Source organism: Actinomycetes bacterium (assembly GCA_022599915.1).
In the GTDB taxonomy this organism is placed as follows: Bacteria; Actinomycetota; Actinomycetes; order S36-B12.
The window spans coordinates 99,691-119,541 of record JAHZLH010000001.1 but is presented as its reverse complement, the minus strand read 5'-3'; the positions used below and the strand labels follow the sequence as shown (position 1 = coordinate 119,541).

Annotated in this window: 17 protein-coding genes; 6 read left to right on the top strand and 11 right to left on the bottom strand. The window is 58.6% G+C overall.

The genetic code is table 11. The annotated features are described in order from the left end of the window. Positions 1 to 36: 36 nt before the first annotated feature. Positions 37 to 444 carry an acyl-CoA thioesterase gene (locus K0U62_00575; GenBank protein ID MCH9800010.1) on the bottom strand — a complete coding sequence of 136 codons (408 nt, stop codon included), beginning with the start codon at positions 442 to 444 and terminating at the stop codon, positions 37 to 39. A 256-nt stretch (positions 445 to 700) separates the two neighbouring features. Then, the gene (locus K0U62_00570) at positions 701 to 1,564 is read right to left on the bottom strand and encodes a DJ-1/PfpI family protein (protein MCH9800009.1); all 864 of its coding nucleotides are present in this window, start codon (positions 1,562 to 1,564) and stop codon (positions 701 to 703) included. Positions 1,565 to 2,088: 524 nt separating this feature from the next. On the opposite strand from K0U62_00570, the gene K0U62_00565 reads away from it, so the two are divergent. The 3 genes from K0U62_00565 (at position 2,089) to K0U62_00555 (ending at position 5,286) form a co-directional block, all read left to right on the top strand. Next, positions 2,089 to 2,292 (top strand): cold-shock protein, encoded by a 204-nt coding sequence (locus tag K0U62_00565; protein ID MCH9800008.1) that lies wholly within the window; start codon positions 2,089 to 2,091, stop codon positions 2,290 to 2,292. Positions 2,293 to 2,834: 542 nt separating this feature from the next. After that, entirely contained in the window at positions 2,835 to 4,520 is a 1,686-nt protein-coding gene (locus tag K0U62_00560; protein MCH9800007.1) for a fibronectin type III domain-containing protein, read from the top strand. Positions 4,521 to 5,100: 580 nt separating this feature from the next. Then, positions 5,101 to 5,286 (top strand): hypothetical protein, encoded by a 186-nt coding sequence (locus tag K0U62_00555; protein ID MCH9800006.1) that lies wholly within the window; start codon positions 5,101 to 5,103, stop codon positions 5,284 to 5,286. Here the strand turns inward: K0U62_00555 and K0U62_00550 are convergent. The 6 genes from K0U62_00550 to K0U62_00525 form a co-directional block, all read right to left on the bottom strand. Further along, entirely contained in the window at positions 5,283 to 6,227 is a 945-nt protein-coding gene (locus K0U62_00550) for an NAD(P)-binding protein (GenBank protein ID MCH9800005.1), read from the bottom strand. The two genes, K0U62_00555 and K0U62_00550, sit on opposite strands and share 4 nt — an antisense overlap. A 193-nt stretch (positions 6,228 to 6,420) precedes the next feature. Next, a complete protein-coding gene (locus tag K0U62_00545; GenBank protein MCH9800004.1) occupies positions 6,421 to 6,768 on the bottom strand; it encodes a hypothetical protein in 348 nt (115 codons plus the stop codon). A 257-nt stretch (positions 6,769 to 7,025) separates the two neighbouring features. Beyond that, on the bottom strand, positions 7,026 to 7,505 hold the full coding sequence (locus K0U62_00540; GenBank protein ID MCH9800003.1) for a hypothetical protein: 480 nt from the start codon (positions 7,503 to 7,505) through the stop codon (positions 7,026 to 7,028). A 383-nt stretch (positions 7,506 to 7,888) separates the two neighbouring features. Continuing rightward, positions 7,889 to 9,130 (bottom strand): ABC transporter permease, encoded by a 1,242-nt coding sequence (locus K0U62_00535; GenBank protein ID MCH9800002.1) that lies wholly within the window; start codon positions 9,128 to 9,130, stop codon positions 7,889 to 7,891. Then, positions 9,127 to 9,915 (bottom strand): ATP-binding cassette domain-containing protein, encoded by a 789-nt coding sequence (locus K0U62_00530; protein ID MCH9800001.1) that lies wholly within the window; start codon positions 9,913 to 9,915, stop codon positions 9,127 to 9,129. The genes K0U62_00535 and K0U62_00530 overlap by 4 nt, the downstream gene beginning before the upstream one ends. Positions 9,916 to 9,996: 81 nt before the next feature. Beyond that, positions 9,997 to 11,088 carry a substrate-binding domain-containing protein gene (locus K0U62_00525; GenBank protein MCH9800000.1) on the bottom strand — a complete coding sequence of 364 codons (1,092 nt, stop codon included), beginning with the start codon at positions 11,086 to 11,088 and terminating at the stop codon, positions 9,997 to 9,999. Between the two features lie 359 nt (positions 11,089 to 11,447). On the opposite strand from K0U62_00525, the gene K0U62_00520 reads away from it, so the two are divergent. After that, positions 11,448 to 11,831, top strand: a complete 384-nt coding sequence (locus K0U62_00520) for a hypothetical protein (GenBank protein MCH9799999.1) — start codon at positions 11,448 to 11,450, stop codon at positions 11,829 to 11,831. 32 nt (positions 11,832 to 11,863) lie between these two features. On the opposite strand, the gene K0U62_00515 is transcribed toward K0U62_00520, so the two are convergent. Both K0U62_00515 and K0U62_00510 read right to left on the bottom strand, forming a co-directional pair. Beyond that, positions 11,864 to 13,111: an MFS transporter gene (locus tag K0U62_00515; protein ID MCH9799998.1), complete on the bottom strand. Its 1,248-nt coding sequence runs from the start codon at positions 13,109 to 13,111 to the stop codon at positions 11,864 to 11,866. Between the two features lie 61 nt (positions 13,112 to 13,172). Beyond that, positions 13,173 to 14,744, bottom strand: coding sequence for a TM0106 family RecB-like putative nuclease (locus K0U62_00510; GenBank protein ID MCH9799997.1), 1,572 nt, complete (start codon positions 14,742 to 14,744; stop codon positions 13,173 to 13,175). A 252-nt stretch (positions 14,745 to 14,996) separates the two neighbouring features. On the opposite strand from K0U62_00510, the gene K0U62_00505 reads away from it, so the two are divergent. Continuing rightward, entirely contained in the window at positions 14,997 to 16,877 is a 1,881-nt protein-coding gene (locus K0U62_00505) for a hypothetical protein (protein MCH9799996.1), read from the top strand. Between the two features lie 336 nt (positions 16,878 to 17,213). Then, the gene (locus tag K0U62_00500; protein MCH9799995.1) at positions 17,214 to 18,035 is read left to right on the top strand and encodes a matrixin family metalloprotease; all 822 of its coding nucleotides are present in this window, start codon (positions 17,214 to 17,216) and stop codon (positions 18,033 to 18,035) included. A gap of 112 nt (positions 18,036 to 18,147) precedes the next feature. Here the strand turns inward: K0U62_00500 and K0U62_00495 are convergent, their stop codons facing one another. Beyond that, a complete protein-coding gene (locus K0U62_00495) occupies positions 18,148 to 19,788 on the bottom strand; it encodes a DUF389 domain-containing protein (GenBank protein ID MCH9799994.1) in 1,641 nt (546 codons plus the stop codon). Between the last annotated feature and the right edge of the window lie 63 nt (positions 19,789 to 19,851).

Below are 19,851 nucleotides of genomic sequence, written 5' to 3'. Positions count from 1 at the left end.
TCCCCCCTCGGACAGATTGTGCGCCAGTAGCGCGCGCTAGTGATCCAGCGCCGCGACGGCGGTCTTCACCGATTCCGGCAGTGGCTGCGGTTTACCACTTCTGGTGTCGACGAGAACGACCACGGCTTTTCCGCGCGCGACGTCGGTGCCGTCAGCCAACTGCACTAGGTACTCCATGGTCAGACTGGTGTTGCCTACCCGGCTGACCCGAGTCCCGATGCTCACATCCGAAGGAAACGTCACCGGATGCAGAAACTCACATTCGGTCTGCGCGAGGATCGGCGAAACATGGTCAGCCAGGGTGGTGGGAAACTCCGTACGACCGAAGAAAGCAATCCGGGCCGACTCAAACCATTGAAAATACACCGTGTTGTTGACGTGACCCAACGCGTCTATCTCGCCCCAACGCACCGGGAAATCCACCACTACTGGGAAGTGATCCATCCGACCAGTCTGGCAGGCACTTTCCCTCGCCGCGCTCTCCCCGGGTGAGTAACTACTGCCACAGTTGCTGGCGGGCTGAGGCGTGCCGCTGCAACGAGACCACATGCGGGCGTGTCACCCGACTATCAAGCACCCCCACCGGGTCCGACGGAGTTACTCGGTGGGATGCAGTGGTACGACGACTTGGCACAGCGGTACTCCCCCACCGCCAGGGCCATTTACTTGCCGAATAGCCGAGCTAGTGAACGGCTAATCCCTAGTTACTTTCGGCAGCGCTATTCAGAAGCGTTGTTGCTGCCAGCTTGCCGAGCTGATTCGCGGCTTGCGGACTGGCACCCGTGATGAGCTTGCGATCGATACAGACGGACTTGTCGGCCTTCTTGTTCACAATCGTGGCACCGAGTTCTTGAAGTCGTCCGCTGAGTGGACCTGGCATGTGTCCTGGCAGGTAGCCCACCAAGGGTGTCTGCCGGTCGACTGAGTCGGGGAAGACCGCCATGTCATATCCGGCATACAAAAAGTCTTGACCATCCAACGCCGTGGCCAACAATGCTGCTGGCCCATGACAGATGCTGATCGTGTAGATGTCGTTGTTGTGCGCCCATTCGAGGACTCGTGCAACGTTGGGGTCATCGGGCAGTCCCAGCATCGCGCCGTGGCCACCGGGGATGAAGATCGCAGCGTACTGCTGCGCATCCCCCAAAGAATTCGCCACAAAATCAGCGAGACTTATCGGCTTCGCGAGGTCCTGTTGCAGTTGTTGGTGAATATCAGTCACATTCTTGTCTTCTGTGGGGAAGGCCCACATTTCCAGCACTGCGGGTGCTCCGGTAGGTGTAGCGATGTCCAGATCGAAACCCGCCTCACGCAAATGCAACAGCGGCACAAACATTTCCACTGGGTGATTACCGGTCGAAAACTCCTTACCGTTCTGCATCCGCAGGTTCTTGCGTTCCGTGGCAATGACCAGGATTCGGGATCTCGGTCCGACAGATTTGTCGTATTGAGGCGCCTGGAAATCAGTGGTCTTGGAGGTCGCTAACCGTAGTGCGACCTTGGATGGGCGGAATGAGCCATCCGGCTCAGATTGCGGAGCAATCCCTAGTAGGGATCTGATCATGTCTGTGGCCCTGACTGCCTAGTGCGACGGGTGCTGGACCGTCTGCGGAGTCCCCACTCTAGCGACAGGAATGCATTGGAGAAATCACCGTTCCTTGATGCCTGGGCGGCCAACTGCTGCGATGACCGCTCCAGCCACGGTCAACGGTCCCCTACCCGACATCGCGGCGGCGCAGTTGTACCGCGAGATGGTCACTACCGCTCACTACTTAGCTCCCAGGTCACTGGACCCCGGTGCTCCCGAAAGCCCCTTACCCGTCGGTCGCTTGTGACTGCGACTTCCCGCAGCCTCCCCTGCATGGTCACTCATGGGCGGTTTACGGGCCCGGATTGCAAAGCCTGACTGACTCCTGCGCGGTCATGTACCGCACCTCAAGGGAGTGGCTCAGCGACCTCGCAAACGGCGAAACGTACCCCCGCCGCAAAACTCAAATGGGCATAGGGGACAGTAGAGGGTGGGTCAACTATGGCCCGATTCAACAAGAACTATTCTTAGTTCGTAGCAACATCAAGGAAATACGCGTTATGGCAACCGGCACCGTTAAATGGTTCAACTCCGACAAGGGCTTCGGCTTCATCACTCCCGATGGCGCATCAGAAGACGTCTTTGCTCACTACAGCGAGATCGCTGGCAGCGGGCATCGCAACCTGCAGGAGGATCAGAAAGTCGAATTCGACATCGAGCAGGGTCAGAAGGGCCCACAGGCCACGAACATTCGCCCGCTCTAGTGGGTAACGCTCGGGGACATGCCGCACTGGTATGTCCCCGAGCGGTTCTGTCTTGCGCAGATCAAAGATTTACTGGCCCCAGTATCGGGCCATCTCTCCCCTAGCCATGACGCTAGGTTCTTCACGCCGCGTGCTCATGCCGCGGTTTTCGTCGCCAGGTGTGCACACTACGTCGATTAAATGTCGCGGCCACGGCCACGGCCACGGCCACGGCCACGGCCACTGTCAACCGCGTTTGATTCGCCACAAAACCTGGCGCTGCCGGCAAGACACCGTTTCACGTCGCTGACCTATCCCCAACGTCGCCAGTCGTTCCCGTACACCCGCTGGCAGGAATGCGACTGCTAGCACCATCCCAACCCCCAGCGGCGACACCACTTTCTCGTGCTCGCGTCACACGAGCAGCACCGTGAGAAACAAACGGGCCAACATGCCTTGCCATGCAAAGCTTCGTTCGTCCGCATTAGAGACCGAGATATTAAAGACTGAGATCTCGATGCCGATAAGTCCTGCGAGGGAATCAACTTCACTACGGGGGATCCATGTTGTCAGTACGTGTTGTCGCAATGGGAATGGCTGTGCCGATGGCGCTGGGGCTAGCAGCACCTAACGCTGCACTCGCCGCAGCCGAGCCCGGCGAAGTCAATGCCTCGCAACGCGCGAAATCCGCGGCGAAAGTAACCCTTAAAGGCCCCAAGAACGATCCGATCAGTGGTCGTTCGTTCCGGGTGAAAGGCAAGGCTTTCGATTCCCAACGCGACAAGGTCACCAAGGCTAAGGTCCAGATCCAGCACAAGAAGGGCAAGAAGTGGAAAACCGTTGTCACCACTAAAACCAACAAGAAGGGTCGATACCGGAGCAAACTGTCGCTGCCAAACAAGAAGAACAAGGTCAAACTCCGCGCGAAACTGGTGCGGCCGCAGCGCGTGAAAGGCGCGGTTAGCAAAACTCTGCGACTCGCCTTCCGCCAACCAGCAGTCTTACTGCCGTCAGCACCGATAGCCGTGAGAACCGCCTCCAAGGCACTTGCAGTCCGGCTCTCCTGGCAGGCCCCCGAAGTCCAAGCTGGACTCACCGGCTACCGAATCCAATCCGATTCTGGCAGCGGTTGGACCGATGTGGTGGAGTCGACCGGCAACATCACCACCAGCTATGACGTGACTGTGGCCCGAGGCATCAACTACCAATTCCGCGTTGCTGCGATCAACGAGAATGGCCAGAGTCCCTGGTCAACGGTTACCGCACCGGACCAGGCGATCGATGTGATCGCGACGCTGGACATCGATGACTGGATTGTTGGCGTCGCGGTCATGGACGGCGATATTTACGCTGGGGTCCAAGACGACAACAACGACTACGTTGCACAGATCGATCCGGTGACCTTCGACATACAGCGGCGCCTTCCGGTGGCCTTGGCTGACGACGAGTGGATCTTGCGTTTCACTGCCGACAACGGCTTGTTCTACTTCGTGACTTCACATCACTCGAGCTCACCCGACGCCGAGCCTGATCCGCGACTGCTGGTCATGGACGCGGCAAGTGGTCAGGTGACCTCAGTGACGACGTTGTCGCAAAGTTTGACGCTGTTGGGTGACTTGCATGCCAGTAACGGCAAGCTCTATCTGTCGCTATTCGGAACCGGTAGCTCACATGGTTCCACTGGTCGGCTAGTACAGATCGATCCAGCAACTGGTCAGGAGCTTGCCTCCGTTGATGAGGGCCAGTTTTACGGGAACCTGACGACCGTCGGGCGATTCATCTACGCCTCCGCCCATCTCGATGATTCAACACACGTCACTTCGGTTTTCGACACCGAGACCAATGCTTTAGTCAAGAGCATCCCAGTGGAATTCGCTGGCGTCTCCGAAGATCGCGTGTACCTCGTCGAGTCCGACACCGCGTCCAGCACGATATTTGTTGTCGATGCTCGCGACCACACGACGCTCGAGACCCTGTCAGTAGACGCCGCTGTCTCCAGCGTGGCAGTCGCCGACGGCTACCTCTATCTGGGAGTCGCAGATGCCGATCTAGGAGTCGCAGGCACCTCAGGGAATCCGGAAGCCGGATCCGCCAAATCCCAGGTACTGATCATGGAACGCGACAGCCGACAGGTGGTCGACAAGTTAGTCTTCGATGGCCTCTATGGCTTTGTCCAGAATGTGGGCACTGCGGTGATCGTGGGGGTCTTCCGCGGCCCCGGTGACGCAGATACCTACCTCATCGGCTAGCGATCGACGCTACGACCTGGTGTGATCAGCCCCGGGTGGATCGGCGAGAACCGGACCCCTCCTGGTGGTACTGCGATAACGCGTCGCTGAGGCGGGTCAAAGCAACGTCGCGAGGCAGCAGTGCCGGCCAGCTAGATGTCGGCCACGTCACGCACCGGACTTTTCAGTGCACGTCGTGGGCTGCCGATGAACCGCCTGAACTGAGTATTCATACGGGGGTGAACTCATGAGGCAACACGTCGTGTCGGTAGCGTGTGCAGCCCTTGGGCTCACCCTGTTGCCGCAGGTTTCCGCAGACCACGCTCTGGTCAGTCAAGCCGCATCGGCATCACAGTCCGCTGACGTTTCAGTAAGTCTTCGTGCCCGGTAGGTCCAGGGTGCCACCATGATCGCTCCCGAGGTTGGACAGGCGGCAGCAACGATCCAGCGACTGGCAGCCAGCGTGAGTGATGCAGTGAGTCGACACTCCTGAGCGCTGATTTGCTGCCAAGGAGTTCTCGGACCTCGCCAATGCTTCAGGGATGCCTTGTCGGACCCAACCCACACACTCGCTTGAACGAAGCAGACAAGTGGGGGAAGCATGAACGAGCAGCGATCACTCCCGGAAACCGATGCGTTTCACCTGGACACCTACCACGAGTATCAAGTACGGAAGCGCGCTCGGACCGACGATATCGCCACTTGGCTCCTCGCCTGCTTCACCATCGGCGGCTCTTTGGCGCTGCTGGCATTCCTGGCGTGGGTGCTTTTCCTACTATTTCCTTAGTGATCAAAGTTTCCGGCCAGGCCACGATGGGCAGCCAGCGCTGATGTGACGGCACGGTGGACGCCGAGGAATTCGCCACTCGGTTCTCCGACACCATCTCCGGTCATCCAGACCGGCAAGGAGTCACTCACCGGTTGGCCCGCATCCCAATCTGCAGTATTGATGGCGTTGGCGTAGCGCCAACGCTTCACGTCGGCAGTACGCAACGCCAGCCCCGGCAAGACTTCACGGAGGCCGAGAGCCAACCGGGCTTGGGCATCAGTAACGTCCAGATCCCACAGTTGACTGCTGATCTTGTTGTCGGCGTAGGCGGCGAGCCGAACCTGGTCAGAGTCAGCGACTCGATCGACGAACACCTGAGCCCAGCCGTCGTGCTCTTCAGGCACATCACCGACCGGCAGCGAACCCTCCGCCAGCAACACCAGGCGTTGCGTGTACTGCGCGGTTCGCCAGGGGTCTGGAACAGTCAAGCCGCTGCGGTCGAACAACTGTACGGTCTGCGGCAGTGGTGGGGTGAGGACGACTGCATCCACGTCAATGCCGGGAGCGTTCCCCCACAGGTGCAGTCGGACACCGCCGGTCGATGGCTGAGACAGGTGAGTGACTAACCCCTGATGGCGTTCGAACTGCTGCGACACTTTCGCAATCCGAGCAGACGCTGCGGCCGTGATCTGTACGTCGCACCAACCATCAGCCGCGGACCCGACTTCTGCCGCATCACCCAGCAGCTCCTGCAGCACGGCGGACTGTTGGACACCAACCCGACAGGTCCGCACCGAGGTAGGCACCAACTCCCCCAGCAAGGGCCGCGCCGATAGTCGACCGCCGAGCCGCTTGGCCTTGTCTACGATGACGGGTTGCACACCATTGGCAGCCAGTCGCTGGGCCAGGACGAGTCCCGCTATTCCGCCACCCACGACACCGATGCGAGGACTGGTCATGTGAGTAGCCTAGTGCTGACTACTCTGGTCATCCTGACCACTCTGGCCACCCTTCGCTGACTGGCTCACAACCAGTTCACTATTCCTACGTCTCTACTTTTGTAGGCCTAGTCGTCCATGAGGGTTCGAAAGACCCGACTTATCTTCTTCTCATCCAAGCGAAACGTTCAGCGGTTAGACAATCGCACCGGAGTTAGATCGCACTGAAGTGCGCAAAGAGAACACCTGCGACTACAAGAACAATCACAAACATGAAAATAGGCCATGGCTGTTTTTGGAAATCCTTGGCGAAGGCCGTGTCGTGCTCATCCTGCGGTATGTCCTTAGACAGCAGTTGCAGCCGCCGAACGGTGCCGAGTCCAACGATCAAGATGAACAGACCGATTACTGCTGAGCCAACGAAAGCACTACCCGGACTCGGCAGATTTTCGCTGGCTAACACCATCAGCCCCAAGACAAACCACAGAACTACCGCAATGAGCCACACGCTGATAAATATGACTTGATCCCGCACGTAACTGAGAAAAGCCTCTGATTTCATCTGACAAGCCTCCTTGGCGACTTTCGACTCCGGACGGAGTGATGCAAGCCTGACGCATTTCGTAAACGAGATCAGCGGACGCGCCGACAACCGTGCTAAAAAGCCTCTCAGCCTCGCGCAGTGTCGTGAGGCTGAGGATGGTGCCGGAAGTACATCTTCGACTCCTGCAATACCTCAAACTAACTTCGGAGTGTCAAGACCTCAACCGCCGCTATCCCCGTTCCTCGTGGTCAAAAGTAGCGTTCCAAGCGTCAGCCTTAGCCATCACGATGTTCATTGGCCCATTGAGCTGGTTTACCGAAGAAGAGGGAAACAAAACCGAGGAAGAGCAGCGCAGTGAACGCATTCTGAAGAAGGTCATCGACACCTGTCTCGAATAGTGTGGTGTCGGCAGACCCCGTTACGAAAAGAATTTGCCCCGCCATACCTATCGCGAAATAGATAGTGCCAGTCAACCGCACGGCTGGAAGGTACTCACTGCGATAGAGCAAGAATCCAAACATGAAAGTCAGGACGGCCATGGTAGTGAACACAAAAGTTCTCGATGCGAACTCCTCATAAATGGCATCCAGAGTTGATTCGCCGCCCAAGCCCGCAAAACCCTCATCCAACCTACTTTGCACAGCTACCGGACTGGCCCGCACGAGTACGTCGTGCAGGCTTTGCATGACTAAAGTTGCCGCCTGCATAAAGCAAAGCGTTGCCAACGCGACGAACTGCCAAGGACGTTTATTCACATCTCGAATGTACTCTTTACATTAGGGCCTAGGACACTTAGCAGAGCCAAATACGAGAACTAGTAGTTATTGGGACTCCCCAAGCGAGATATTGATGCCAAGGGGTCCCAGTCGCCCAGCGCACTATGTGGCCTGTGGTGATGGCATTAGTGTTTCCAGTCGGTGATCGTCATTCTGGCTTGGGTCAGCGTCCTAAGGCGTGCGGACAATCTGCTCAGGCGTGTGCTTTCTACGCCATCTTGTACTCATGAGCGAGCCTTGCTCCCCAGCAACGGGTATCAGACTCTCAAATGACCCGGACCAACCAGAAGGCTCCGGCTCACTCCGACATCTCTCCTAGCGCGAACCAGCATCAGACGACACCTCGCTAGGACGACCCTCGCCTAGGAAGGTGCTGCTTTGCGGCGGGACAGTGCGTCAACGCTGGCCGCGACCAGCAGCACCAGTCCGGTCACGATGAACTGGATGCCAGCTTGGCTAGTGATCAATGGCAGCCCGTTGGCGATAACACCCACGACCAAACCACCAAGTACCGCATCACTGATCTTGCCGCGACCACCGAACAAGCTGGTGCCACCGATAACAGCAGCACCAACCGCAAACAGCAGTGTGGTGGAACCACCGGTGGTGGGTGAGATCGAGTTGTCGCGGGAGGCGAACAGAATGCCCGCAACCGCTGCCAGGGTGGAACAGATCATGAAGCAGGTGATCTTGATTCGACTGACGTTGATGCCTGCTCGACGAGCGGCCTCGGAGTTACCACCCACTGCATACACGTGCCGACCGAAGCCAGTGCGCGCCAGCACGAAGGTGAGCACGATCATCAGCAGCAGGATCAACGGGATGATGTAGGGCACCCCCTGAATGCTGGTGATGTCGGGTCTGCGGGAACGCTCTTGGTTTAGCAAGAAGGTCGCCACCCCACCAAGGATGATCAACGTTGCTACCTTAAACACCCACACCGATACCGCTTCGTGAGTCAGGTTTTGGGCGATCCGCCGGCGCAGTCTTAGGCCCGAAATCGCAATGTATCCGATCACTACGACCGCAAAAAGAATCCAGCCAGCCAGCGGCGTCAAGTTGCGGTTCTGAACGGCCAAGACGAACTCATCGTTGATACCGATGGTTCCGCCTTCACCGATGATCAGCAGCATCAGTCCTTGCAACGCGAGGAACATTGCCAGCGTTACAACGAACGATGGAATCCCCAGTTTCGCCACCAGCAGGCCGATAAATAAGCCGATGAGTAGACCCGTGACCAGGCAAGCCGACAATGACAACAGCAACGGCCACCCGTTTTGCGTCAATGTCACGCCCAGCACCGCAGCTGATGTACCGGCGGCAAAACCTGCCGACAGGTCGATCTCGCCAAGTAGCAGTACAAAAACCAGGCCCATGGCCAGCACGATGATCATCGCGGCCTGCGACATCAGGTTGGCGAAGTTAAACGCGGAAAAGAACGTCTGTCCCTGCAGCGAAGTGAACAAAACGACCAACACCAGCAAACCCAAGACCGCGGGCAGCGAACCCAGGTTGCCTCCGCGGACCCGGTCAACATATTCAGTGAACGCCCCGCGCAGCCCGTCGGACGAAGTCGGGTGCTGGGTCGCAGTATCGGTACTCATGCGCCCTCCCCGTTCGTGGCAGGCTGCAGACCAATATCACCGCTACGGCCGGCCGTGATGAGTTCCACAACTTGGCCGTGGCTCACCTCGCTGGCCTCCACTTGGGCTGCCATCTGTCCCAAATACAGCGCGGCAATGTTGTCGGCTACTTCCATGACGTCGACCATGTTGTGAGAGATCAAAATGACGGCCAGACCAGAGTCGGCGAGCCGTTTCACCAAGCTGAGCACCTGTTCGGTCTGCGCAACGCCCAGAGCCGCGGTGGGCTCGTCCAGAATGACCAGTTTGCTGTTCCACAACACCGCTCGCGCGATCGCCACAGTCTGGCGCTGACCACCAGACAGACGAGACACCTGTTGACGCACCGACTTCAGGGTGCGAACACTCAAGCCATCGAGCGTTTCTCGTGCACGCCGCTCCATGTCGTCTTCGTTGAGGATGATGCCGCGCTTCTCTTCGCGGCCGAGGAACATGTTGTGAACGACGTCAAGGTTGTCGCACAACGCCAGGTCTTGATAAACGACCTCGATGCCAAGCCGGTTGGCGGCTTTCGGATCATGAACGTGAACCTGGTTGCCTTCGAAGCTGTAGTCGCCGTCGTCAAAGGGATAGATTCCGGCGATGCCCTTGATCAAGGTGGACTTACCAGCGCCGTTGTCGCCTACCAGCGCAGTGACTTTGCCGGAGTAGACGTTGAGGTCCACACCACGCAGCACTTCCACCGCGCCGAAAGACTTGCGGATCCCTTTGAGTGCCAAAAGGGGTTCTGCCGAACTGCCCGCCATGATTGTCTCCAATCGGAAGTGTCCTAGGAAAAGCGTGTGCGGTGGGGCGCCCAGCTGGACACCCCACCGCACACAGCGGGATTAGGAAACCCCGTACTCCTCACAAGCCTTCTTCAGCTCGTCAGTAGTACACAGGTTCTCCGCGGTGGTGAAGCCGTCAGCAACGACGTCCTTCACGTTCTCCGGGAAGATGGCCTGCGGCACGAGTAGCACAGCGGACACCTCTTCACCGGTCTCGGTATCTTCCACCGAACCGTTCACACCGGCGGGCTCTTCACCCTTAGCGATTGCGGCAGCGAGTGCAGCTGCAGCTTCAGCCTCAGCCTTGATCGCCTTGTAGACGCTCATGCACTGGGTGCCGAGCAGCACGCGCTGCAGACCCTCATCAGTAGCGTCCTGACCAGTGACCGGCACCTTGCCCGCTACACCGTTCTTGTCCAGTACCGCGATGGTTGCGCCACCGAGGCCGTCGTTAGCAGCGGCAACGCCGATGAAGTCGCCATCAGCTTTGGTATACATCTGCTCAAAGATCGTGCCGGCCTTGGTGTTATCCCAATCGGGCACAGCCTGATCAGCAGCGATGGTGTAACCAGCCTCAGTGATGACGGCTTCGTAACCTTCCTTGAACAACGTGGCATTGTTGTCGGTCGGCGAGCCATTCAGCAGCGCCACCGGGCCGTCGTTGTTGCCATTGTCCTGCATGCACTGGACTAGGCCTTCACCAATCTTCTCGCCAACTGCCACGTTGTCGAAAGACACGTAGTACTCAGCGTCGCCGCCAAGGGTAAGTCGGTCATAGTCGATGGTCGGAATGCCCTGATCCTTGGCTTTCTTAGTGCACGCGGCTCCTGATTCGCTGTCCAGGTTGACGATCAGCAGTACCGACACGGGCTTATTGATCATCTGGTCGCATAAGGTGGCGAACTTGGCCTTGTCTCCACCAGCGTTCTGAATATCGACCTCAACACCTTCAGCGGCGAAAGCCTCTTCCAGCAGCGGCCGGTCGTTGGTTTCCCAACGGTCCGAAGTGGCACTGTCGGGCAGAATCACGCCCGCAGTACCGGCATCGGCATCCGTTCCACCACCATCGCTGTCGTCGGAGCTACTACACCCCACGACTACAAGAGCAGCGGCGGCCAGACCCACCAACGCTCCCAATTTCTTTGATCTCATCATCAGTACCTTTCATTAAGCAAACCGGCATAAGCCGACAACAATCATGAATCTAGCGAAAACGGGGAATGACCGCGTGGATGGCGCAGTCCGCATATCTTACTGAGCCGAATCGATGTCTTTCCGTGATGGTCCCATGGGTATTTGTCCGAATTCCATGATCGACCGTGGAGACGAGACGTGCGGGTCTTTGACACTCTGCGCGAGATTTGTCCGACAACGTCCAACACGAATGATCAGGAATGCTGACATCGCCGGGTCGGGTGTGACTCTTTCGTCGGACGTCGAATGCTGGGTAAATCGCGTCCCGTGCGTAGGCGACAAGTAGGCCTCAAGACCGATGGCCGGGCGACCTACTATTGACACCTTTGCTTGCTGTTGATGGCATCTTCCAGATTCACGAAGGTGTCCTCGGGCAGATTCCCACGTTGCGACAACCGCTCTGCATCCTGGTTTACGGCAGCCTGGCGCTGGACTTTGTCTACTTGCAGCGCGAACTCATCAAAAGTGAACATGTACTCACCTTCATCGCGGCTGTGGGCTTTCTGGCTATCTCGGCTGCCACTGACAACCTTCGGGACTTGTCATCTTTCGCTTCCTTGCTAGAACAGCCTGGTGCTGCCAAGCCACTGGAGGTGATGTCCTTTCTATTGGAGGACACCGCCAAACTCATCGGCATCCTGCTGTGGCTGGGATACGCGGTACGAAAAGCAGCTCAGTTCCTGCGGTCCTGCTCTGACTAACCGGTCGTTGCCGACAACAGCAACGCTGGCGATTAACCCGGGCTGGCGTCGGATTGCAGCACTGAGCGATGGTGAAGAATCCGCAGCGCTACTGCGGTCACCACCATGAGCGTTGCTCCAATCCAAATGGTGGGGATCGCACCGATCTGTTGAATGCTCCATCCCCACGAAAAGGCCGCCAACGGAGAAGCGAATGTGGCGGCCATTGCCAACACCGCTATTCCTTCCATCGCCATGCCTTTGGGCATGGCAGCGACCGCAGCTCCCTCGTTCATTGAAATGACCGTTGCTCGCAGCGCGCCGAAGCCGATTCCGATCAGTACCCACACGGCTAATTCCGGGATGCCGGACAGCAGTGGTGTGCTGGCCGCAAAGGCGTACAACAAAACGGCAATCCCAAGTGCCGCCAACAGGGCACCCACAACGTCCTTGCGGCCACTGGACTCGATCTTATCCACCACTCGAGGCGTGAGCAGTTTGCCCAGCGACATACCTGCCAACACGATCCCAGCTCCAGAGGGCACCGGATTGTGATCGACATCGTTCAGGATCGGCACGATCAACATGGCGAACGGAAGCGTGAACATCACGGTGGATACCGCAACCAGTGCAACTAGGCGTAGCCGAGGGTTTTCGGCTGTATTTCGCAACGTACTGCGCAACGGATGCGGGGGTACCACAACTTCAGGTGCTTCCTCACTCGGTTCCACCCGAAAGGCCACGACGAGCAATGGCAAACCCATGACGCCACACAGCAAGATTCCGATACCCGGGCCCACCAGATGGATCAGCGCACCGCCTACCAGTAAGGAAACAGCACCAGCGATACCCGCGACAGCTGCTCGGCGGGAGTTTGCGTGCGCCATCCCACCACCGAGGTAAGCCTTAGTCATCAGGGGCGATACCACCCCCAGCAGACCCGCGATCACCCCGAGAAATGGGGCGAATATGAACAGTAGTGTGGTGTGGCTGTCGATGGTCAAGACCAACACTCCCAGCACCAACCACAGCGTTGAATGCGCGACACTTACCCAAGCCCATGTTCTTAGCGCCCCCCAACGTTGCGCGAGCGGCAACGCACGGATAGCCGTGAATCCCGCAAACAGCGTGGTGATGGTGATGTAGAGGCCGGTGTCGAAGCTGCCGTCTTCTTTTCCGCCCTCCAAAGTCGTGGCAGACGTAGCACCCAAATGACCCACAAGCCCACCAGCAACGACCATCCCGATCGCAATCAGATACAGCCGCTGCCTTCGGCGCACCTCTGGGCTGATCTCGCTCATGCGCCTAGGTTAGGGCGCGACCGTACCCGATGTGCTCGGCACCGACTCAGCAGTACGGATATCAGCCGATTGCTTGTTCCCTGATCCAGGTATCTAGGCGATAGGTGCTGCGGCAGTCGACTTCGTTGTAGTCCCGGATGCCCGCCAACTTCGCTTGTGCGGTGGCGCGCAGCTCTGCTGCTCGTTGCGGATCGTGCTCAGCTTCGGCCAACAGATCCAGGTATTCCTCGTAGTCCACGACCGAATCGCCAGCGGTCTGCACGTCCTCGTCACGCACGAGCCCATATAGCGGCTCCAACTTCTTTAATGAGTAGGAGCGTTGCGAAACTCGGAAGCTCCTACGGAAGATCTTCTCTAGATCAACCAGCCGACCTTCGTCGAACCATTGCTGGATCTCCACCTCACAGATCTGGTGTTCTTCGGCGAGTTTGCGCAGTTTGGTTTGTTCATAGTTGGCGTAGTGGTAGATGTGCAGGTCCGGCCAACGATCAATGCGCTGCTGCAGCTGCGCCACGAAGTCGGCCAGCATCGCCTTCTCTTCCGCTGGGGTGTGCGCCCACAGCGCAGTGAACTCTTCGCAGCCGTCAACTGCGGTGAGGTAGCCGAACAGATACTCCAGACCGGCGTCCCCAGGCGCGAAGGGATCGCCTTCGATGTCGAACCAGACATCACCCTCACTGCGCGGTGGCAACTTGGCCACACCACCACGAGCAAAGAACTCAGCCGACACCGATCCGACTGGGTCTGCCTCGCTGCGACCAGCGTCTTGCACCGACTGCAGTCTGGCTTGGCTGCGCAACTTGTCAAAGACTCCCACTGACACCTTCGCTGGCCGCTGACTGGGATCGGCGGACCCCAATGCCTCAACGGTGGTGATGCCTGTCTGCCGCAGCGACTTGATTTGGTTGCCACGGATGCCGTGGATCAGGGACAGGTCGCGGGCTTCATCGCGACCTGCCGCGCAGGTTTCTCGCCACCGGCAGCTACCGCAGGCTGATCGCTTATCCGCCCACAGCGGATCGGGTACCGCTGCCGGGACCGCCAGCCGTTGCTCCATCTCAGCGCGTAACTGCCGCATCTGCTCCAGATAGTCCGCGACAGCGTGACTGGAGATCTCGTCAGTACCCAGCCAGACGTGCATGTCTGTCGGCATGGGGAATCCGAGTCGCGCCACTTGATCGCTGTAACTGGCCAACTGCACGAGCGCAGCCTCTTTGACTGACTTCGCGAGTTTGGTGTCGTACACCTCGTAGCCATCGTCGGTCCGCATCAGGAAGTCGGAGTACCCCAGAAACTGACCGTCGAAGAAACAGCCTTGATAGATCACCTCAGCTCCTGTGACCATCGCCCGTCGGGTTTCGTCCGCGGCAGCAACGAAGCCAGCGATCCCAGCGGTACGGTCAGGTGAATCCACCTCCACCACGTCATATTGCTGTTGCAGTCGCTGCAGTATCCGCTCCTCATGCCGGATGCCATGCTTGCCGGCCAGCGCAACCATGCCCTCAGCTTCGACGGGCTCCACCTCCAGTAGGTCTGCTCGGTAAGCGATGTTCATCTCGGTGGCGTGCTCGCAATCCAACAACAACGTCAAATCACTGGCACTGAACACCCATTGGCTGTCGATGTACTGCACGATCCTCCCGTCACCTCTCCGCACCCAGCACCACTACTTGAATACCTAGCCGGCTACTCGAACTCAGCTATTCGCATTCAGGTATTCGAATACCTACTCATCCTTCTTGTCGTTTCTATCAACTAGGTCCGACAACTACACACGGCACCCAGCCAGGTACTTCCGGTTGTTCCTCGCGGGGACCTGCGCCATAAACTCGCACCAGCAACTGATCGTAAGGACTTAGCCCGCTGTTGGGCATAGGGTTCTAAGATGACCGTCCGCCGCGTCGACGCTCGTCTACGACCCGCCACTCTGCTCATCACTGCCGCTGCTGCCGGACTGCTACTTTCCTCGCTTACCCCGGCCGCCGGTAATGGCACCGCCCCAAGCACTGCACCTGCTGCTGTCGACAAGAAGGTTTCCGGTGACGCTGAAGTCCAAATCACCAAAGTGAAATCGAAGAAGGGTGGGCTGCGGATCGCGGGCAAGGTCGTCGGCGTCCAAGACAAAAAGGCCAACGTCTACCTCGAACACAAGAAATCCAAAAAGAAAGCCAAGAAGAACAAGAAGAAGTGGCGAATCGTTGTCCGATCTAGCACCAACAACGAGGGCAAGTTCAAACTTCGCTACAGCCACCGGAAAGGCAAATACCGCGTCAAAGCGATCTTCCCCTCTCCCTCCCCTACTCCCAGCCCGACCCCACCCAAGCCGACACCCGCGACACCGGTAGCCCTACCCAAACCGGCACCCTCACCATCCCCCGATCAGGGCCTGAATTGGGTGATTGCGATGGGTGACTCCTACATGTCGGGAGAGGGCGCCCCGTACGCCGGTTACGGACCGCAGACCAACTCCTCAGGTGCCTACGTCGACAAATGGTGGACGCAGATCTTTGGCTCGTCCCTGAAAGAAGTCTTCCCCGGGGACTACAGCCAACCGATTCAACAATCCGGGCTCACTGATCAGCAGCGCCGCCAGTACGACTCACCGCTGTATGGCTGGCTATGCCACCGCAGTGGGACGGCATCCATGTATTGGGGCGATCACACTATCGCTGCACTGAACCTGGCCTGCTCTGGCGCAACCTCCAACACCCAAGTCGATACCGGCAAACCTGGCGTCGACTTCCAAAGCGGAACCTACAACTCTCCCGTGGGGCCAGTCGATGTATTGGGACAAGCCGCCCAGCTGCAGAAGTTCGCTACCAAAGCCAAGAAGAGTGGTGACAGCATCGAATACATCTTGTTGTCCATCGGCGGCAACGACATCGGCTTCGACCCGATCGTCACGCAATGCGTGACCTGGTATGTCGAACTTGATGTTCGCAGTTGTGGCTCCAACTCCGGCAGTCTGCTCAATAAGCAGTACAACGGCGGCAACGGCCTGCTCGGCATCAAGGACGCGGTGGTCAACTCGGGCAAGAACATCGTCAAGGCGATGCGCGCCGCCGGTTACAAAGACGGCTCCTACACCATCCAACTGGCTGCCTATCCGATCGGGGTCACCGACAACGCCGGGTTCGAACAACAGTTCACCGGTTACCCCAAACGACAGTCCTACTGCGGTATTGGACTCGACGCCGCAGATTTGGACCTCGTCGCGGGTGGATTCAAGCAACTGCTGCGGCAACGCAGCATCGAGGGCGCAGCCTCACTGGCCACGACCTACCCCAACTTGGGTATCCGTGTGGTTGATGCCTCGGACGCGATGACTGGCCATGACCTGTGCAGCGCCAAATTGTCCTACCCACAGATCAGCACTAGCGGTACCAACACCTTGCACCCGGACTGGTACGGACCAATGGGCGGCAGCACTGCTGCCTGGCTGAGCCCGGTCTGGGCGTGCGCTGAGGTGGGTCTGTTGTGTGGTTTCAGCACGCTGTACAACGAACTTCCGCGGCTGATGACAGCGATGGACTGTAACGCTGACAGCAGCGGGAAATGCAGCAACAGTTTGGCCAAGAGCAACGTGCAAGATCTAGCGCTACATCCCAGCTACTTTGGTCAGCGTGCCCTGTCCAGCTGTCAGCAGGCGGCCACCGATCAACCTGATCGCCGGGTAATTAGGTGCACGCCACCCAGTACACCTGGCTCGTTGGACCCCGTCGGCCGACCTAAGATGAACATCCAGGACACCGGGCGACTGCAGTAGTCTCGTCCGAGGTCGGGACCAGTCAACACTTCCGCATGCCCTACTGCGACGCTGCCCACAAAATTTTTTCTTTCTCCTGGCCTATCCGTCCAGTGATTTGACCTCGACCGCAATTCCGACGCTTTCCCGCGGTGATCTCAGTTAGACCATCGCTATTCGCAGCCGAGTTCCGCTTCCGCTGCGTTATCGACAGCCATATCTCGTCGTGGTGCACGTGCGGCTCGTGCCAGCGAATGCAGCTCTGCCATTTCTGCCGCAGCAATCACTCAAGGAGCGCCTGCGCCTGCCGATACCTGCACCAAGGCAGGGAGAATTATGCGGCGCAGCACAATCCTGATGGCAGCCACGATAATTGCGGTTTCAAGCCTGGCGGCATCCCAACCAGCTATCGCTGAACCGGCCCGCGCCAGCAGCAATAGCTTTCAGTATCTGATGACCCAACCCGAGGATTCCGCCCTCCCGGTCCGGTGGGATCCGTGCCGCACCACCACCTGGCAGTGGAAGTCCAGCAGGAAGGTTGACCGCAAACTCACCAGAAAAGCCTTCCGTAAGATCACGGCCGTCAACGGCATGAAGTTCCGTCACAAGAAACAGGGTGGCGCGGATATCGTCATTCGGTTCGCATCGTTGCCGAACGGTGAGGCAGGCCGCGGCGGTTACGGCTCCCGCGGCTGGGACGGCTATCTCCATGTACCGACCGGTGGAACCGTCACTTACCACGTGGAGAGCAAGCGCTACGCCAAACGAGACCGACTGCACCTGATGATGCACGAGATTGGCCATGCAGTCGGACTGCACCATACCGATAGCTCGCGGGACATCATGAAGATCGGCAACTACAAGCTAGGCACGAAGTTTGGTCCGGGTGATCGCGCCGGGCTTAAGGCACTTACCCGTGGTGGTTGCGTCGAACTACCCGAGACCGCCGCGCACATATCGGCCACCGATACCGGCAACGGCACTAACGTGACCTGGCACTATCCCGGCAGCTATCCGGAGTTAGTTGATTCAGTCAGCGTCAAGGTGGGCTCGGAAAAGACCCAGCTATCGAGCCATTCCGGTACTGCCGCAGTGGCAACTTCATGTAGCCCTGGTGAACAAGTCTCGGTGCAGTTGACCTCGCCATACGGCACCACCACCGGCTACGGACACTGCTAGCTCTACCGCGGCAGCAGTGTCGATAGCAGCAGCTTGTAGCTAAGCCTTACCTGAGCGCGTCGCATTCGTGCTCCAAGTCGGTGCATACCGATAAACCGCAGCTGACTGGGCGCTAGCGTGTCTCCCCGGTGGTTGAGGAGTAGGTGGAGCTTTGCGTCGGGGTCAGCAGGACTTCCACACTGACCGCAATCCCTAGATCCTCGCTCAACTGATCCGCCAACGACTGCGAATCCGGCAGCTCTTCCGCCCCCTCCAGCCGAACGGTCACCTCGGTGCCACTGGTAGTAGTTTGGATGATCGCCAAGTCAGGGGCGTTCTCTGCGACCCAGTCAGTCACCGTACGCGAAGCTGTTGCCTGATTCGCCGACTCCTGCAGCACGCCCTGCGAGGTGAACAGCAGCGGCAACATGATCACCATTGCCGCGGCTAGCACGGTACCGGTCGTAATCGCGATGCTGGTGGCGTTGGATCGTAGCCGTTGGATCGACGCCCAACCGCCAAGGACGAATATGCCGGTCGCTGACAACAAGATGGCCACGAAGTTCGTCAGGAATAGCAGGAAAGCACCCCACGCCATAGCGAAGGCGCCAGCTTCCAGCGTCAAACCCACCACTCCCAGCGGTGGTACCAACGCCACCGCGATCGCCACCCCAGCGAGACCGCTTGCCACTCGGTTGTTGATCGTGGCGAAAGCACCGGCAGCGCCTGCCGCAAGCGCAATCGCCATGTCGATGACGTTCGGCGAGACTCGACTGGTGATCTGGGTATTGATCTCCAGCGGAATGGTGCCTGGGGTCCACTTACCGATAACGACCGCCAGCAGGATGGCAGCCCCGACTCCACCAGCTACCAACAACAACGAAGAGATCAGCCGCGATTTTCGACCGTTCACGATCGCACCGGCCGCTCCCAGAATCGGGGTCATCAACGGTGCCACGAGCATCGCGCCGATCACCACAGCAGTCGAGTCCTGCAAGATGGCATAGGTCGCGATCGCAACGCTGAGCACAAGCATCACCCACCAGGATCCCAACTTGGCAGCCCGGTCCGGCGGCTCGAAATACAGTCCGCCGGCGATCCGGTTTCGTTCATCGGCGCCGAGGTCAACCGAAAGCATCCAGTGCTTCCCGATTTTCGCCAACGTGTCCGTATCGACATCGGTGGTGTCTTCGCGACGACGCAGCCCATAAGCAAGACTGACCCCGCCCAACAACAGCAGGACGATGGCCGCCGTGCCGATGATGGCTTGGATCACTGCACCCGGCAACAAAATCAGCATCACGCCAAGCGAGAACTGCACACCCGCTGCAATGACATCCATCACCACCGACGCACTGCGACGCAACAGCAATCGCAGGCCGGCGCCGGCACCACGCAACAGCAGATAGATACCGATAAAGGTCAACATCAAACTGACGCCATCGGCTATCAGCAATACCGACAGTCCCGTGAATAGCGACAACAACCCGAGGGCCACCCCGTTGACGCCGGTATCTGACCAGTGCCTGATCACCAGCCACAACTCGGTCAGGCCGAAGACCATCAGACCAATCGCTACCCCCGCACGAACAATGGGGGTGGACAGGTCGGGCGTCAACAAGATGAAGACCCCTACGGCCATCATCAACACGCCTTTAGTGGCTGCCGGATTCAGATAGAAGACCCAGCTGGGACGTTCGGTCGTCGGCTCAGGCTCGGCAGTAGCCACTGATTTACTCTCAGATGACGACGATTCACGCTGCGACTCGACCATGCCCCCATTCTTGGCTGTCGGCCGGATGGTTTCTGGCACCGTAGCTTCTCGGAGTGTCGGCCA